The sequence below is a fragment of the Arthrobacter sp. 8AJ genome (assembly GCF_902506025.1).
In the GTDB taxonomy this organism is placed as follows: Bacteria; Actinomycetota; Actinomycetes; order Actinomycetales; family Micrococcaceae; genus Arthrobacter.
The window spans coordinates 956,682-972,875 of sequence record NZ_LR733289.1 but is presented as its reverse complement, the minus strand read 5'-3'; the positions used below and the strand labels follow the sequence as shown (position 1 = coordinate 972,875).

Sequence of the window (16,194 nt, the reverse complement as noted above, 5' to 3'; positions counted from 1 at the left end):
CTGTCCCTATTCCGCCACGGCGGCGGTGATGAGGGCTTTCAGGGTGCCCTTCTCGATTTCGCCGAGGACGCGGGAGGCCACCCGTCCCTGCTTGTCCAGCACCAGGGTGGTGGGCACGGCCCCGGGCGGCACCAGGCCGGACACGGACAGCAGGACGCCGCCGTCCTTGTCGTCGAAGCTGGGGTAGGTCAGGTTGAAGGTCTTTTCGAAAGCCTCTGCCGTGGGCTTCTCGTCCCGGAGGTTGACGCCGAAGAACTGCACGCCCTGGTCCTTGAACTCCTGGTGCAGTTCCTCAAGGAGCGGCGCTTCCACGCGGCAGGGGGCGCAGGCGGCAAACCAGAAGTTCAGGACGCTGACCTTGCCCTGGAAGTCGGCCGGGGTGACCGCGGCGCCACTGAAGAGCGCGCCCTGGATCTGCACGGCTTCCTTGCGGTCCCCGGCGGCGAACTCGGTCACGGAACCGTCGCCGGCAACGTAATTCTTGTTGTCTCCCGCCTTGGCCTGCTTGGCCAGCGCATCCTCCTGGGCACAGCCGGAGAGGCCAAGGGTCAGCGCGGTCAGGGCCATGCCGCCTGCTGCAAGCATGCTGCGGCGCGAGGGAAGGTTGTTGTTGCTCACTGCTAGGCTCCAGGGGTGCTGGCGGCACCGGGAAGAAGGGACGCCGCGGGTTCGCTGTACTCGACCCGCACCAGCGAGCCGTCGTCGTCGAACACCAGGGACGTGACGGATGTCAGGGTGCACTCGCGCTTGCGCGGGTCATGCCACAGCGGCCGGCCCTCCGCGCTCAGCCGTGCCGCCCAGATGGGCAGCTGGTGGCTGACCAGGATGGCCTCGGGGCCGGCGGCGCCGAAGTCGCCGGCTGCCAGTTCGATGGCCTTCAGCCGGGCGTCCTGGACGGCAGCCGCCACCCTCGCGGCCTGCTGCTTGTACGGCTCGCCCCATGACGGGCGCAGCGGGTTGACCAGGCGCGGCCAGTGCCTCGGCCGGCGGAGTTCGGCTTTGGTGACCTTCATGCCCTCGAAGTAGTTTTCCGCTTCGATGATGCGCCCGTCGGTGTGGATCTGCAGGTGCAGCGCCTCCGACGTCGGCCGCGCGGTTTCCTGCGCACGGTCCAGCGGCGAGGCGGCCAGGTAGGTGATCCGGGCGCCGCCCGCGGCACGCTCGCGGAAGTGTTCGGCAAGCATCCGGGCCATCTCCTGCCCCAGTTCGGAGAGGTGGAATTCCGGGAGCCGTCCGTAGAGAACGCCGTCGGGATTGTGGACCTCGCCGTGGCGGAGCAGATGGACAGTGGCTTGGGGCATGTTTACCAGTTTCTCAAAGATGGCGTGCGATCCGAAATCTTCCGCACGTGCTTTCTACAAAGAGTAGAACTCAAGTTTCTGAAGAAATGTTCCGAAACCGGGAACAAAAGATGCAAACGCATGTTTATACTGAATGCAGCAAGTTAGTTGAGACTTCAACCGATGAAGGTTCAACCGCACGACCCCAGCAGCATTCACACCAAGGAGCAACATCATGGCACTTCCCGCAGACGTCACCACCGGCACCTGGACCCTGGACAACTCCCACAGCGAGATCGGCTTCACCGTCCGCCACGCGGGCATCAGCAAGGTCCGCGGCCAGTTCAAGGAAGCCGAGGCCACCCTGGACCTCGCCGAGAACGTGGCCGACTCCAAGGTCAACGCCACCATCAAGACCGCCAGCTTCGACTCCGGCGACGTCAACCGCGACGGCCACGTCCGCGGCGAAGACTTCTTCGACGTCGAGAAGTTCCCGGAAATCTCCTTCGTTTCCAACTCGATCGTCCCCAAGGGCGATGCCTACGAACTCCAGGGCGACCTCACCATCAAGGGCGTCACCCGTCCCGTGGCCCTTGAGACCGAACTCCACGGTGTGGCCGTCGATCCCTTCGGCAACACCCGCGCCGGCCTCACCGCCGAAACCACCATCAGCCGCAAGGACTTCGGCCTGACCTGGAACGCCGTCCTCGAGGCCGGCGGCGTGCTGGTCAGCGACAAGGTTGCCATCAACCTGGAACTGGCCTTCATCGCCCCCGCAGCATAAGTTTCCCCGTTCACGGCACCCCGGTACCAGGCCATCCCGGCCCGGTACCGGGGTGCCGTGTTTAACCAAGGGCCTTTCCCCCGGGTTCACCTGCCGGCCGCGGGCGTGGATCCCGCCTGAATCACCCACAACGCCACCCGCCGGGGGTACGGTGGACTTAAGCCACGCTGGGGGGAAGGCTGAGGACCGATTCCCGGCAGCCTACCTGGATCCCGACCTGCAGAAGGAACGCCATGAGTACTCCTCCCGTCCCGCCTCCCGCGCCCCAAGACCCCCACTCCGGCAATGGCCAGCCAGGGAACGGCCAGTCCGGCAGCCAGCAGCCCGGACCACAGCAGCCCCGCTACGGCCAGAACGCGCCGCAGTATGGCCAGAACGCTCCCCAGTACGGGCAGAACCAGCCCCAGTACGGTTCCCAGCCGCCCGCAGCGCCGCAGTACGGGCAAAACGCGCCGCAGTACGGTTCCCCGTACGGGCAGAACGCTCCGCAGGCCCCGGGCTACGGCCAGAATGCACCCCAGTACGGGCAGTCGCCGTATGGCCAGTCCCCTTACGGCCAGTACCCCTCGGAGCAGCCGCAGCCGGCCGGAAGCAACGGCGTCCCCCAGCTGGTGAACATCGCATTCTGGCTGCTGATCGCTGCCACCGCGATCTACGTCATCTCCATCCTCGTCAACCTCACCCAGCTGGATGCCCCGCAGTTCCGGCAGGAATTTGAACAGCAGGTCCGGGCCAGCGGGGCGGACATCACCTACGACGACATCAAGCCCTTCATCGCCGGCTCCCTGGTGGTCTTTGGCATCATCGGCGCCGCCCTCTACCTGCTGGTGGCCTTCTTCATCCGCAAGGGCAAGAACTGGGCACGCATCCTGGGAACCGTCTTTGCTGCACTGTCGGTCTTCGGCCTGTTCGGAATCCCCTCCTTTGCAACGATCGGGACCGTCCTGGGGATCGCCGCCATCGTCCTGCTCTACCTCCCTGCCGCTGCCCCCTACTTCCGGAAGCAGCAGCCCTTCGCCAACCCGTATTCCGGTGGCTTCGGCAACCCTTACGGGCGCTGACCACCAACCACAGAACGCAACGGCGGCCCGGGATGTCCAGCATCCCGGGCCGCCGCCCTTAAACCGTGCCCCTAGGCTGTCTGCCCCGGCGCCTGCGCCCGCTGGGCGTGGTAGGCCAGGATCTGCAGCTCCGTGGCCATGTCCACCTTGCGGAGGTTGACCCCTTCCGGAACCTGGAGCATTACCGGTGCGAAGCTGAGCACGCTGTGCACGCCCGCCGCCACCACCCGGTCGCAGATGCCCTGCGCCACCGCCGCAGGAAGCGCCAGCACCACCATGTTGGCCCCGGTGCGGTGGAGGACGGTCTCAAGGTCCGCGACGTCGCTGACCCGCAGCCATCCCACCTCGTTGCCCACCACCATCTGGTCCGCGTCGAAGATGGCCACCACATCGAAGCCACGCGATTCAAAGCCGCCGTAGCGTGCCAGCGCCTTGCCCAGGTTTCCGGCTCCGACGATGGCCACTTTCCAGTCATGCGTGAGCCCCAGGGCCGCGGCAATGTGGCGGCTGAGGTACTGGACCTCGTACCCCACTCCCCTGGTGCCGTAGGACCCCACGTGGGACAGGTCCTTGCGCAGCGTTGAGGAACTGACGCCGGAGGCTTCCGCCAAAGAGTCAGAGGAGACGCGCTCAACACCCTCGGCCAGCAGCGTGTTCAGGGCCCGGAGGTACAGGGTCAACCGGGCCACGGCAGCAGGGGGAATTTGCTTTGCCGGTGCACCCGCGGCATCCGGGATGCCCGGGACGGGCTGGGACGTTGAATCCAAGGACGTCACTCGCATCCCCCTAATTGGCCATGGCGCGCTGCAGGACGCGTTCCAGCCGGGCTTCGTCGATCTTCCAGAAGTCGCGCTGCACCCCGTCAACCAGGACCACGGGGATCTCTTCGGCGTAACGCTCCCGCAGTTCGGGCTGGTTGTCCACCAGCTCTTCGCTCCAGGTAAGGCCCAACGAGGCAGTGACCCGGCCGACGGCGTCGCGCGCCTCCTCGCAAAGGTGGCAGTCAGCTTTGGTGACCAGGACGACGCGGGGGGTAGCCATGGCTTAACGGTATCGCCGTTCGCGCCGTGCGGGTGACGCCGACGGCGGCCAGCGGGTGGATTGACTAGACTCAAGTCCATGCCCGAGGAGAAATACGTCGCCGTCGTCACGCGGCCGGTTGCTGCGCCGCAGCCCGGTGAAGCGGCGTTTTTCGATGTGGACAATACTTTGATGCGCGGGGCCAGCCTCTTCCACGTGGCGCGGAAGATGCACCAGCGCGGCGCGTTCACCCTGGCCCAGGCGGCCGGATTCGCGTGGAAGCAGTTCAAGTTCGTGGCGCGCGGTGAGAATATCGACGACGTCCATGCGGTCCGTGATTCGGCCCTGACGCTGGCCGCCGGCATCACCGTTGACGACATCAAGGCCCTCGGCGAAGAAGTCTACGACGAGATGATCGCATCGCGGATCTGGCCCGGCGCCAAGGCGTTGGCGGAACAGCACCTGCGGGTGGGCCGCCGCGTCTGGCTGGTGACGGCCACCCCCATCGAAGTGGCAACAGTCATCTCCACCCGGCTGGGGCTGACCGGAGCGCTCGGGACAGTAGGTGAGGTGTCGGACGGCATGTACACCGGGCGCCTGGTGGGGGACATCCTGCACGGCTCGGCCAAAGCCGTAGCGGTCCAGGGAATTGCGGACCAGGAGGGCCTGGACCTCAAACGCTGCTGGGCGTACAGCGATTCCTACAACGACGTGCCGCTGCTGTCACTGGTGGGACACCCCGTGGCCATCAACCCGGATGCCAAGCTTCGCCGGCACGCCCGGGACCGGAACTGGCCCGTGTATGACTTCCGCGCGGGCCGCCGCGCTGCCACGCTGGGCCTCAAGGCAGCAACCTTCGGCGGCGCTGTCTACGGCCTCTGGAAGGGCTTCGCCCGCATCCGCGGTCCCCGGGCATAAACCACCCTGCCGCAGCCAAAAGCCTGCAGTTCAAAACCCTGAAGACAAGAAAATGCCCGCCGCCTTTGGAAGGCGACGGGCATTTCCACGCTGTTCGAAGTATCTCTACTTCTTGTTGCGGCGCTGGTGACGGGTCTTGCGAAGCAACTTGCGGTGCTTCTTCTTGGCCATACGCTTGCGACGCTTCTTGATAACTGAACCCACGAAAGTTCCTTACAAACTAGATGCAGTACCTGCCTGATGGGGAATGTCCGCGGACAAAGCTACGAACTGAACAACTGACAGATTCTTACAATGACGTAAAACGTTCCTTAACAGGGTACCGCTTATCGGGGGCGGCTCGGGACAGGCCGCCTCAGGCGGTCTCGGTGTGGCCGTCCACAACCGCACCTTTGAGGTACTGTTCGACGGCGTTTTCGGGGACACGGTAGGAGCGGCCGAAGCGCACCGCGGGCATTTCGCCTGAGTGAACCAGGCGGTAAACAGTCATTTTGGAGACGCGCATGACCTCGGCCACTTCAGCCACGGTCAGGAACTTCGCGTTGGAGAAGTTCTGTTCTGCCGACATTTCCCTATTTTCCTTTGCTGACGGATGGACAACAGTGACCCCAGGTACGTGCCAATGCGGTGTTCCGATGCTGAGCCATCCACCAACCACCTAAACAGATACTCTAGATGTTCATGTGGCAGATGTGAAAGTAGTGTTTCCCCTATTTCGCCCCCTAATTCGAGGCCCGGCGCTTCCGTGCCGACGCCGCCAGCTGCTCCAGGACTGACGCGGAAACATCCCAGTCCATGCAGGCGTCGGTAACGCTCTGGCCGTAGACCAGTTCCGCCCGTCCCGCGGCGTGCTCCGCAACATCGAGGTTCTGGGCGCCGCCCACCAGGAAGCTCTCCAGCATCACACCTGCCACTGCCCGGGCCGCTGCGCCGCCTTCCTCAAGCTGGGCACCGATCTCCAGTGCCACCTCAGCCTGCCGGTGGTGGCTCTTGCCGCTGTTGGCGTGGCTCGCATCAACGATCAGGCGGGGGTTGAGCCCCTTGCCCGCCAGTTCGGTGGAGGCGCGTTCCACATCGGCGGCCGAGTAGTTGGGGCCCTTCCGGCCGCCGCGGAGGATGACGTGCGTATCGGGGTTTCCGGCCGTTGCCACCAGCGCGGCCCGGCCTTCGCCGTCGATCCCCAGGAAGGCCTGGGCCGCCGCGGCGGCACCGCAGGCATCGATGGCAACCTGCAGGCCGCCATCGGTCCCGTTCTTGAAGCCAATGGGCATGGAGAGCCCGGAAGCCAGCTGGCGGTGGATCTGGCTCTCGGTGGTGCGGGCACCGATGGCTCCCCAGGAGATCAGGTCCGCCATGTACTGCGGGCTGATCGGCTCCAGGAATTCGGTGGCGGTGGGCAGGCCCAGCGCCGTGACCTGCTGCAGGAACTGCCTGGCGGTGCGCAGGCCGGTCACCATGTCATGGCTGCCGTCCAGCCGGGGATCGTTGATCAGGCCCTTCCAACCCACGGTGGTGCGCGGCTTCTCGAAGTAGGTCCGCATGACGATCAGCAGGTCTTCCTTGTGCTTCTCGGCCTGGCTGACCAGCCGGCGGGCGTACTCCAGCCCGGCCTTGGGATCGTGGATGGAGCAGGGGCCCACGATGACCAGCAGGCGGTCGTCCACGCCGTCCATGATGGCGCGCACTTCGTCGCGTCCGCGTTCGACGACGGCGGCCTCCCGGTCACCCAGCGGCAGTTTGGTGAGAAGCGCCGACGGGGCGGGCAGCGCAGTGAATTCGCTGACGCGCAGGTTGGACGTGGACTTGGTGGCGCTGGCGGGGGCGGCTGCTGTTGCGGTGCTCATGTTCGGGGTCCTGTTCCAGATGGGAAGCGGGCCCGGATTTCAGAACCCGCCGGAGAAACGGCGAAGGGCAGAGAATGATCTCTGCCCTGTTGGCTCTGAAGGAAGTTGGATGCGTGTCAGTTAGACGCGGGCCCCTCCAGAGCCAACGAAAAATACGCATACCAACGGTTAGTCATGGAAGAGACCATAAACCCGGCACACGGCGGCCGCAAAATCGGTTGCGTCACATTCCGGCGCCGCAGCCTACCCCAGGAGCTTCCGCAGGAACTGCAGCTGGCGGATCCAGTGGTGTTCCTGGCCGCCCTCATGGTTGTTGAACCGGTACACCTCAATGTCCTTCACGGCACCGGTGGCCGATGAGGCGTGGGTGCCGGTCCCGTAGGCGTTGTAGCTGGCGAACACCGTGGACGGCGGGCAGATGTCATCCATTTGCGCAGCCGAGTACAGCGCCGGAACGGTGGCCCAGCGGGCCAGGTTGACGCCGTCGAAATAGTTCAGGACGCCAAGTGCGGCGTCGTAGCGGTCCCGGTGCCGCGCCAGGAACTGGGCGATCTCCGGATAGGGCCCCCGCGGAGTGATGTCGATGGCGCGGGGAAAGTCCTGCAGGAAGGGGACATCGGGCAGCGCGGCGATGACGCCGTCGAGCCGTCCCGCGGTGAGCCCCGCCGTGGCCACCACCAGGCCACCACCCTGGCTGACACCGGCCAGCACCACTTTGGCGGGATCGACGGCGGGGTGGGCCTGGGCAGCCTCCACCGCGCGGAAGGCGTCCACGTAGACACGGCGGTAGTAGTAGTCCTCCCGGCTGGCGATGCCCCTGGTCATGAGGCCCGCGTGCGCCACATCCCCCGCGGAGGGGTGGGGATCCGCGGTGTCCCCCAGCGTGCCGCCGTACCCCTGGCCCCGGGTGTCCATGATCAAGTGTGCGTACCCGGCCTGTGCCCACCGTGTGTCCTGGTTGGCCAGGCCGCGGCCGCCGGAATAGCCAATGTAGTTCACCACCACCGGCAGCCTGACGCCTGCCTCCCGGTTGGCCGGCAGGTGCAGCCAGCCTTTGACGGGCGCGCCGCCGAAGCCGGAGAAGGTGACGTCGAACGTGTCGATCACCGTGAGGTAGTTGTCCACCGGTTCGAAGGTTGCGTCGAGCGGAAAGGCCCGCGCTTCGTCCAGGGTGGCATCCCAGAACGCCTTGAGGTCACCCGGCGGTGTGACCTCGGAGGTATAGCTGCGGAGCTGGGACAGGGGAAGGTCGAAGAGGGGCATTCCTAATTCACGCATCCTTGGCGCGCAGCGACAAGTGGCTGGTACCGGTCCAGGCTGGTCCCGGTGGCGACTATCCGGCGGAGCTCGGCCAGCCCGCCGTCGACGGCTCCGGCGGCCCGTGCCTGGACCAGCACGTTGCCCAGGGCGGTGGCTTCGACGGGTCCGGCCACCACCGGGCGCCCGGTGGCGTTGGCGGTGAGCTGGCAGAGCAGGGTGTTCTGGGAGCCGCCGCCCACCACATGCACCACGTCCACTTCACGGTTGGCGAGGCGTTCCGCAGTGGTGATGGTCCTGGCGTAGCCGGCCGCGAGGCTGTCCATGATGCAGCGGGTGATGGCCGCGGGATCATCGGCCAGGACCTCGCCGGTACGGCGGACCGCCGCGCGGATGCGCCCTGGCATGTTGACCGGGGCGATGAAGTACGGGTCGTCGGCATTAATCCGCGGCCCGCCGACGGGGAGGGCCGCAGCGGCGGTGAGCAGGGCGGCGAGGTCGGGCTGGAAGCCTTCACCGGCCCAGGTGCGCTGGCATTCGCTCAGCAGCCACAGTCCGCCCACGTTCCGCAGGTAGCGGATGGTGCCGTCCACGCCGCGTTCATTTGTGAAGTTGGCTTCCCGGCTGGCCCCGGTGAGGACCGGATGCTTCAGTTCCAGCCCCACCAGGGACCACGTGCCGGAGGAGATGTACGCGAAGTTCTCCCCGCGGCCACCGTCTGCCACGGCGGGAACGGCCGCGACGGCGGAGGCAGTGTCGTGCGAGCCCACCGCCACCACAGGGGTCTCCGGCGGGAGGTCCACTTGCCCGGCGATGTCCGGCAGGAGTGTTCCGACGGTTTCGCCGGGCTGGATCAGCGGCGGGAACAGGTCCTTCCGCAGTCCCAGCGCCGCGAAGAATTCGGTGGCCCATTCCCCCGCCACGGCGTCAAACAGGCCGGTGGTGGAGGCGTTGGTGGCCTCGGTCCGCCGCACCCCGGTGAGCAGGAACGCAATCAGGTCCGGGATCAGGAGGGCCTGCAGCCCGTCCAGGTCCTTCTCAGTGGCCAGCTGGTAGATGGTGTTGAACTGCAGGAACTGCAGCCCCGTGGTTTGGTACAGGCGGGGGGGTTCCAGCTTGGCGTGGACGGGCGCGACGGCGGTCCTGCTGCGGTCGTCGCGGTAGCTGTACGGCTGCGCCACGAGGTTCCCCGCGCTGTCCACCAGCCCGTAGTCCACGGCCCAGGTGTCGATGCCAACGCTGGCGATCTTTTCGCCCCGGGCTGCCGCCGCCGCGGCGGCCGCACGGAGTCCCGCCAGCACCTCCGCGAACAGTGCGTCGAAGTCCCAGCGGAGGCCGCCGTCGCGCTCCATCACGCCGTTGGGGAACCGGTGGACGGTTTCCAGCACCACCCCGGCGGAAGTAACGCGGCCCAGGATCACCCGCCCGGATGAGGCGCCGATGTCGACGGCGGCGAACACCCCACCCTCGGCGTCGCGTGGCAACGTACTCACCGCAGGAAAGCTGCCGCCACTCCGGCGTCCACGGGGATGTGCAGGCCGGTGGTGTGGGACAGTTCGTTGCTGGTGAGGACGGCGGCGGCGTTGGCCACGTGCTCGGGCAGGACTTCGCGCTTGAGCAGGGTGCGCTGCGCGTAGTACTCGCCCAGCTTTTCCTCGTCCACGCCATAGACCGCGGCACGTTTGGCGCCCCAGCCGCCGGCGAAGATCCCGGAGCCGCGGACCACACCGTCGGGGTTGATGCCGTTCACGCGGATGCCGTGCTCGCCCAGCTCGGCGGCGAGCAGGCGCACCTGGTGGGCCTGGTCTGCCTTGGTGGCGGAGTAGGCGATGTTGTTGGGGCCGGCGAACACGGAGTTTTTGGAGGAGATGTAGATGATGTCCCCGCCCATGCCCTGCGCGATCATGACCTTCGCCGCGGCCTTGGCCACCAGGAACGAGCCTTTTGCCATGACGTTGTGCTGGAGGTCCCAGTCCTTTTCGGTGGTTTCCAGCAGCGGCTTGGATATGGACAGGCCGGCGTTGTTGACCACCAGGTCCACGCCGCCGAACGCCAGGACAGCAGCGTCGATGGCCGCGGACACCTGCGCCTCGTCGGTGACATCTGCCTGGACGCCGATGGCGACGTCGGCACCGCCCAGCTCCCCGGCGACCTTTTGTGCGTTTTCAAGGTTGAGGTCGGCAATGACGACGCACGCGCCGTCGGACGCCAACCGTGTGGCGATGGCCTTGCCGATGCCGGACGCGGCACCGGTCACCAGGGCAACCCGGGTGGCGTGGGACTTCGGCTTGGGCATCCGGGCCAGTTTGGCTTCCTCCAGCGCCCAGTACTCGATGCGGAACTTCTCGGATTCCTCGATCGGGGCGTAGGTGGAGATGGCCTCGGCACCGCGCATGACGTTGATTGCGTTGAGATAAAACTCGCCGGCCACCCGGGCGGTCTGCTTGTTCGCCCCGAAGGAGAACATGCCCACGCCGGGGACCAGCACGATGGCCGGGTCCGCGCCGCGCAGGGCCGGGCTGTCCGCGTCCTTGTGCCGGTCGTAGTAGGCCTGGTAGTCCTCGCGGTAGGCGGTGTGGAGTTCTGTGAGCCGTGAGATCGAGTCCTCGATGGAGGCCTCGGCCGGCAGGTCCAGGATCAGCGGCTTGACCTTGGTGCGCAGGAAGTGGTCCGGGCAGGAGGTCCCCAGGGCGCCCAGCCTTGGGTGCTCCGCGGACTCCAGGAAGTCAAGGACGACGGCGTCATCGCTGAAGTGCCCCAGCTGCGGCCTGTCCGTGGAGGCCAGGCCGCGGATCACCGGTGCCAGGGCTGCGGCCTTGGCACGGCGCTCGGCTTCGGGCAGGGCCGCGTAGCCGGGAAGCCTGGCACCGAAGGGCCCGGCCTTCCCATTCTCTGCAATGTACTTTTCGGCCTGGTCGATGATCCACAGCGAGTTCTGCTCTGCTTCTTCGCTGGTGGCGCCCCAGGCGGTGATGCCGTGGCCGCCCAGGATGGTGCCGATGGCCTGCGGGTTGGCGTCCTTGATCGCGGCGATGTCCAGGCCCAGCTGGAAACCGGGACGGCGCCAGGGAACCCAGACCACCTTGTCACCGAAGATCTTGGTGGTCAGCGCCTCCCCGTCCACAGCCGTCGCAATGGCGATGCCGGAGTCCGGGTGCAAGTGGTCAACGTGCGCGGCGTCCACCAGGCCGTGCATGGCAGTGTCGATCGATGGGGCGGCCCCGCCTTTGCCGTGCAGGCAGTAATCGAACGCGGCCACCATCTCGTCTTCCCGTTCCACGCCCGGGTAGACATTCTTCAAAGCGTTCAGCCGGTCCAGGCGCAGCACCGCAAGGTTCTGCTCCTTCAGGGTGCCCAGGTCACCGCCGGAACCCTTGACCCAGAGCAGCTGGACGTCGTCGCCCGTGACGGGGTCCTTTTCGGTGCCCTTGGCGGAGGTGTTGCCGCCGGCGTAGTTCGTGTTCCGCTTGTCCGCGCCCAGGCGGTTGGAACGGGAGATCAGGTCTTCCACAGTCTTATTGATCATGGCTGGTTATGCGCCCCATCCGGCTTGCTGGCCGCCCACGCGGTCCTCGTTGATCTGTTTCTGGTAACCGCTCGCCTTGAAGGCGGCCATTGGGTCCGCGGGCAGGCCGCGGGATTCACGCCACTCGGCCAGGATGGGCCGGACGTCGGTGTAGAAGGCATCGTTGAAGATGCCGTTGGCGGCCAGGACATCGCCGGCACGCTGCGCTTCGCCCAGGGCGGCCGTGTCCACCAGCAGGGCGCGCAGCGTCATTTCCTGGACATTGAGCACGGAGCGGATCTGGCCGGGGATCTTCTCTTCCAGGTTGTGGCACTGGTCCAGCATGAGCGCCACACCGGAGTCCTTGCCGTACCCGCCGCCCCGGATCACTTCGTGCATGATGCGGAACAGCTGGAACGGGTCGGCGGCACCCACGATCAGGTCGTCGTCGGCGTAGAAGCGGGAGTTGAAGTCGAAGGAACCCAGCTTGCCCAAGCGCAGCAGCTGCATCACGATGAACTCGATGTTGGTGCCCGGCGCATGGTGGCCGGTGTCCAGGCAGACGAACGCCTTCTCCCCCAAGGCCAGGGTCTGGGCGTAGGAGGTGCCCCAGTCCGGCACGTCCGTGTGATAGAACGCCGGCTCAAAGAATTTGTACTCCAGCACCAGGCGCTGCCCATCCCCCAGGGCCGCATAGATCTCCTGCAGGGACTCAGCCAGCCGGTCCTGGCGGCCGCGGATGTCATCCTGGCCCGGGTAGTTGGTGCCGTCCGCCAGCCAGATCTTCAGGTCCTGCGAACCCGTGGCGTGCATGATGTCGATGCACTCGAGGTGGTGGTCGATGGCCCGGCGCCGGACGGCCTGGTTGGAGGAGGTGAGGGAGCCGAACTTGTACTCATCATCCTGGAAGGTGTTGGAGTTGATGGTGCCCAGGCCCACGCCCAGTCCCGCCGCATACTCCCGGAGGGCGGAGTAGTCGTCCACCTTGTCCCACGGGATGTGCAGCGCCACAGTGGGGGCCAGGCCGGTCAGCTCGTGGACCTTGGCGGCGTCCGCCAGCTTCTCCTGGACCGTCCGCGGCGTGCCGGGCGTGCCGAACACCTTGAACCGCGTACCTGAATTTCCATAGGCCCACGAAGGGACCTCGATGGCAAGCTCCCCGAGCCTGCCCAGCGCCGTTGCTACGTCGTTCATGTTGGTTCTTTCCGGTGTTGAGCGTCTGTCTGATGCGTTTGGTTGGTGCCCCGCTGCTGGAGCGTGCCTGCTGGCAGTTGCCTGCTGTTCCGGTGCGCCGGTGGTCCTGCGTCCCGCGTCCTGCCGGTCAGCCTGCGGGGGGCTGTGCCGCCAGCTGGCTGTTGAGATTGAAGACTTCCTCCAGCACCTGGAACCCTTCGTCGGGCGCCTGGCCGGAGTCCTCGAACAGGGTTGCCATCTCGGCCTGCCAGCGGGCGTTCACCTCCGTCAGGGCCATGCGGGCGCGGACGGCGTCAAAGTCGTCGCACTCCACGTACCCCACCAGGAGCCCGTCCCCGCCCAGGAACAGGGAGTAGTTGTGCCACCCCGCCTCCTTGAGGGCGTTCAGCATTTCCGGCCACACTGCGGCGTGCCGGCGCCGGTATTCATCGATCAGCGCCGGCTGGACCGAGGAACGGAAACACACCCTCATGCGGACTCCTCCTCAAACTTCCCAAAGTTTTGAATCGTTTCATTGGTACGATTCAAAGTACTCTTGGAGTTGAGCAGGTGTCAAGCAATGGCAGAAACTTTTGATTTCCCGCGCGGAAGCTCCCGCGGCGGGCAGGTCGGCACGGAGAATCGATGAACCGCACAGCCAGTATCAAGGACGTGGCCACCCACGCGGGCGTGGCCGTGGGGACGGTGTCCAATGTCCTCAACTATCCCGACAGGGTGTCCGACCGGACCAAGGAACGGGTCCTGCGCTCCATCGACGAACTGGGGTTTGTCCGCAACGATGCCGCCCGCCAACTCCGTGTTGGCCACAGCCGCACCATCGGGCTCATCGTCCTGGACGTAGGCAACCCGTTCTTCACCTCCGTGGTCCGCGCGGCGGAGGACGCCGCAGCGCTGCAGGGAAGCGCCGTCCTGCTGGGCGATAGCGGCCACAATGCCGGCCGCGAGGCGAATTACATTGACCTCTTCCAGGAGCAGCGCGTGCAGGGCCTGCTGATCTCGCCGGTGGGCGATGTAACGGAAAGGCTGGACCTCCTCCGCGAGCGCGGCGTGCCAACGGTCCTGGTGGACCGGCTGGCTGACGAGTCCAAGTTCAGCTCGGTAGCCGTGGATGACGACGCCGGAGGCTACCTGGCTGCCCGGCACCTGCTGGACACCGGCCGCCGTCGGCTGGCTTTTGTTGGCGGCCCCATGTCCATCCGGCAGGTCGCGGACCGGCTCCAGGGGGCCCAGCGGGCCGTGAAGGAGGAGCCGGACGCCAGCCTCGAGGTGCTGGATGCTGAAGGGCAGACCGTCCTGGCTGGGCGCAGCGTGGGCGACATGCTTGTGGAGCGCGGGCGGGCTGAACTGCCCGAGGGGATTTTCTGCGCCAACGACCTCCTGGCCCTGGGCGTCATGCAGTCGCTCACTATGACGCACACGTTCCGGATCCCGGAGGACGTGGCGCTGATTGGCTATGACGACATCGACTTTGCCATCTCCGCGGTGGTTCCCCTGTCCTCCATCCGCCAGCCCACCGAACTGCTGGGCCGGACAGCCATCGAACTGCTGTCCGAAGAGGTGGAGTCCCAAAATCCCGTCCACCGGTCCGTAGTGTTCACGCCGGAGCTGGTGGTCCGCCAGAGCACGGCCGCGCCGGCCGCCGGCTGATCAGCCGGGCGCTCTACTTTCCCGTCTGCTGCAGCCACTTCATGGACTCGTCCCGGGACGTGAAGAAGCGGGTAGGGCAGGGCGGATTATGGACTCCCAGGAAGAAATTCGCGATGATCCGGTCCACCGGGCTCGATCCAAGCAGGGCAATCCGGTTGGCGGCGCAGGGGATGGAGAACACCGAGCGGGCCTGGATACTGACGTTCTCCGTGGTGGCCATGTCCACCAGCATTGGATAGTTGCCGTCCCCTGCTATGCGGTTCACCGCAGCCATCGCCGCCTGTGCATCCTCGACTTCTATGCGGACTTTGGGCTCCCACATGAGGTGGATGACGCCGTCAGCGCTCAGTTCCACGGTTCCCTTGCCGCCGTCGACCATTACGGGCTCCATACCCCGCCTCCCTCCAGTGGGCAGTTCCTGAACCCCTCTATCTTGCACCAGTCCACCCGGCACAGGCGGCCTGGTGCCCGACAAACAGCGCCGCAACCCCGACTTGACTACTCAGCATGCTTACTAATAGGTTGATCGACGTGCCCGTGGCCTGGATCACCATCCGGAGCTGCGTGTCGCGGCCCGACAGGGCTGCATCTGAAACAAGTGCATTTGAAATAACCAGTTCCGCCGGGGTTCTCCATGGGGGCGGAGCCTCGGGGGGTTCAGAGCGCCGCAACCCGGCGCTGAAAGGATTTACCGAAAATGCGAACAAAGGTCTCAGCTTCAGTCACCGCCATTGCCCTCTCCGGCGCCATGCTCTTCGGCATGGCAGGCCCGGCGACGGCAGCAGCACCCGCGGCTCCTTCTGCCGCTTCCCAGTCATCCCAGACAGCCAACGTCACTGGAACCATCAACCAGACCATTGACGGCGTGGGCACCTTCGTGGGCTCGTTTACGCCATCCAACTTCAGCGTCCAGAACGGCCAGCTGACCGTCACCGGCTTGGTGCAGGGCACCCTCACCGATCTTGCCGGCGTGGCCACTCCGGTGAGCCAGACCGTGACTACCACGGCTGCTGCGGCCCCCACCACCAACGCCGCGACGGCCACAGGAGGCGGTTGCGACATCGTGAACCTGGTCCTCGGGCCGCTGCACCTGGACGTCCTGGGGCTCAATGTCGACCTGAACCAGGTGGTCCTGGACCTTGTTGCGCAGTCGGGAGCGGGCAAACTTGTCGGCAACCTGCTCTGCGCCGTCACCGGGCTCCTTGACGGCGGCAATGGCCTCAGCGGCCTGGCCAACCTGCTCAACCGGCTGCTGGGGCTCTAGTTCCCGGCAGTCCACAAGGCAGCAAGATGGGCAGTCCCCCGGGACTGCCCATCGTCGTTTTCGCCTAAATCTCGCCACCACCAGGTTGCGGTAAGCCGCCCGGAGCGGGGCCATCTGCCGGAAACCAATCCGGCCGCCGCCGAGCACCTTCGACGACGGATCCTGCCACTTGAAGAGCAGCAGCCCATTGATGGAAAACGCCGCCAGGGGCCCGTCCTTCACCAGTTCCAGGCGGTAGAAGTCCGTGGCATCCTCCGCGGGCGGCAACGGGTCCGCGCCCTGCGCCACCAGCTCGAAGCCGGCACTTTTGCGCAGGTTGCAGGTGCGGAACGCGCGCTCGGACGGGAACTTGTGGCGGAAATAGGAGACGTGCAGGGCATCGATATCACCCCTAATGGTACTGGGGGTAGTAGCCCGTCC

At 66.2% G+C, this 16,194-nt stretch carries 18 protein-coding genes and 1 pseudogene; 5 read left to right on the top strand and 14 right to left on the bottom strand.

Annotation, left to right across the window (positions count from 1 at the left end; translation table 11 throughout):
• Positions 1–6: 6 nt before the first annotated feature.
• Together BACI349Y_RS04505 and BACI349Y_RS04500 are read right to left on the bottom strand one after the other, a co-directional pair.
• Positions 7–585, bottom strand: a complete 579-nt coding sequence (locus BACI349Y_RS04505; RefSeq protein ID WP_159635196.1) for a TlpA family protein disulfide reductase — start codon at positions 583–585, stop codon at positions 7–9.
• A gap of 35 nt (positions 586–620) precedes the next feature.
• Positions 621–1,301 (bottom strand): histidine phosphatase family protein, encoded by a 681-nt coding sequence (locus tag BACI349Y_RS04500; protein WP_159630836.1) that lies wholly within the window; start codon positions 1,299–1,301, stop codon positions 621–623.
• A 214-nt stretch (positions 1,302–1,515) separates the two neighbouring features.
• Here BACI349Y_RS04500 and BACI349Y_RS04495 point away from each other — a divergent pair, with 214 nt between their 5' ends.
• Together BACI349Y_RS04495 and BACI349Y_RS04490 are read left to right on the top strand one after the other, a co-directional pair.
• Entirely contained in the window at positions 1,516–2,064 is a 549-nt protein-coding gene (locus BACI349Y_RS04495) for a YceI family protein (RefSeq protein ID WP_159630834.1), read from the top strand.
• Between the two features lie 233 nt (positions 2,065–2,297).
• A complete protein-coding gene (locus BACI349Y_RS04490; protein WP_159630832.1) occupies positions 2,298–3,125 on the top strand; it encodes a hypothetical protein in 828 nt (275 codons plus the stop codon).
• 71 nt (positions 3,126–3,196) lie between these two features.
• On the opposite strand, the gene BACI349Y_RS04485 is transcribed toward BACI349Y_RS04490, so the two are convergent.
• Together BACI349Y_RS04485 and BACI349Y_RS04480 are read right to left on the bottom strand one after the other, a co-directional pair.
• Positions 3,197–3,901, bottom strand: a complete 705-nt coding sequence (locus BACI349Y_RS04485) for a redox-sensing transcriptional repressor Rex (protein ID WP_159630830.1) — start codon at positions 3,899–3,901, stop codon at positions 3,197–3,199.
• Between the two features lie 10 nt (positions 3,902–3,911).
• Complete coding sequence (locus BACI349Y_RS04480) at positions 3,912–4,166, bottom strand: glutaredoxin family protein (protein WP_159630828.1); 255 nt, start codon at positions 4,164–4,166, stop codon at positions 3,912–3,914.
• Between the two features lie 78 nt (positions 4,167–4,244).
• Between BACI349Y_RS04480 and BACI349Y_RS04475 the strand changes: the two genes are divergently transcribed.
• Positions 4,245–5,063, top strand: coding sequence for an HAD family hydrolase (locus BACI349Y_RS04475; RefSeq protein ID WP_159630826.1), 819 nt, complete (start codon positions 4,245–4,247; stop codon positions 5,061–5,063).
• A gap of 105 nt (positions 5,064–5,168) precedes the next feature.
• Here BACI349Y_RS04475 and BACI349Y_RS04470 read toward each other — a convergent pair whose 3' ends face one another.
• From BACI349Y_RS04470 to BACI349Y_RS04435, 8 genes are all read right to left on the bottom strand, one after another.
• Complete coding sequence (locus tag BACI349Y_RS04470; RefSeq protein WP_003792170.1) at positions 5,169–5,267, bottom strand: 30S ribosomal protein bS22; 99 nt, start codon at positions 5,265–5,267, stop codon at positions 5,169–5,171.
• Positions 5,268–5,418: 151 nt separating this feature from the next.
• Entirely contained in the window at positions 5,419–5,631 is a 213-nt protein-coding gene (locus BACI349Y_RS04465) for a helix-turn-helix domain-containing protein (RefSeq protein ID WP_043452394.1), read from the bottom strand.
• Positions 5,632–5,785: 154 nt separating this feature from the next.
• Entirely contained in the window at positions 5,786–6,907 is a 1,122-nt protein-coding gene (locus tag BACI349Y_RS04460; protein ID WP_159630824.1) for a 3-deoxy-7-phosphoheptulonate synthase, read from the bottom strand.
• A gap of 243 nt (positions 6,908–7,150) precedes the next feature.
• Positions 7,151–8,170 carry an acetylxylan esterase gene (locus tag BACI349Y_RS04455; protein WP_159630822.1) on the bottom strand — a complete coding sequence of 340 codons (1,020 nt, stop codon included), beginning with the start codon at positions 8,168–8,170 and terminating at the stop codon, positions 7,151–7,153.
• Positions 8,171–8,172: 2 nt separating this feature from the next.
• Complete coding sequence (locus tag BACI349Y_RS04450) at positions 8,173–9,657, bottom strand: rhamnulokinase (protein WP_159630820.1); 1,485 nt, start codon at positions 9,655–9,657, stop codon at positions 8,173–8,175.
• Positions 9,654–11,690, bottom strand: a complete 2,037-nt coding sequence (locus BACI349Y_RS04445) for a bifunctional aldolase/short-chain dehydrogenase (RefSeq protein ID WP_159630818.1) — start codon at positions 11,688–11,690, stop codon at positions 9,654–9,656. The genes BACI349Y_RS04450 and BACI349Y_RS04445 overlap by 4 nt, the downstream gene beginning before the upstream one ends.
• Positions 11,691–11,696: 6 nt before the next feature.
• Complete coding sequence (rhaI, locus tag BACI349Y_RS04440; protein WP_159630816.1) at positions 11,697–12,863, bottom strand: L-rhamnose isomerase; 1,167 nt, start codon at positions 12,861–12,863, stop codon at positions 11,697–11,699.
• 127 nt (positions 12,864–12,990) lie between these two features.
• Positions 12,991–13,335, bottom strand: coding sequence for an L-rhamnose mutarotase (locus tag BACI349Y_RS04435; protein WP_159630814.1), 345 nt, complete (start codon positions 13,333–13,335; stop codon positions 12,991–12,993).
• Between the two features lie 152 nt (positions 13,336–13,487).
• Here BACI349Y_RS04435 and BACI349Y_RS04430 point away from each other — a divergent pair, with 152 nt between their 5' ends.
• Positions 13,488–14,510, top strand: a complete 1,023-nt coding sequence (locus tag BACI349Y_RS04430) for a LacI family DNA-binding transcriptional regulator (RefSeq protein WP_159630812.1) — start codon at positions 13,488–13,490, stop codon at positions 14,508–14,510.
• A gap of 13 nt (positions 14,511–14,523) precedes the next feature.
• On the opposite strand, the gene BACI349Y_RS04425 is transcribed toward BACI349Y_RS04430, so the two are convergent.
• Positions 14,524–14,901, bottom strand: coding sequence for a DUF7793 family protein (locus tag BACI349Y_RS04425; RefSeq protein WP_159630810.1), 378 nt, complete (start codon positions 14,899–14,901; stop codon positions 14,524–14,526).
• 306 nt (positions 14,902–15,207) lie between these two features.
• Here BACI349Y_RS04425 and BACI349Y_RS04420 point away from each other — a divergent pair, with 306 nt between their 5' ends.
• Positions 15,208–15,774: an ABC transporter substrate-binding protein gene (locus BACI349Y_RS04420; RefSeq protein ID WP_159630808.1), complete on the top strand. Its 567-nt coding sequence runs from the start codon at positions 15,208–15,210 to the stop codon at positions 15,772–15,774.
• 135 nt (positions 15,775–15,909) lie between these two features.
• Here the strand turns inward: BACI349Y_RS04420 and BACI349Y_RS20515 are convergent.
• A pseudogene (locus BACI349Y_RS20515) lies at positions 15,910–16,170 on the bottom strand (DUF1961 family protein); the annotation flags it as partial.
• Positions 16,171–16,194 lie beyond the last annotated feature (24 nt).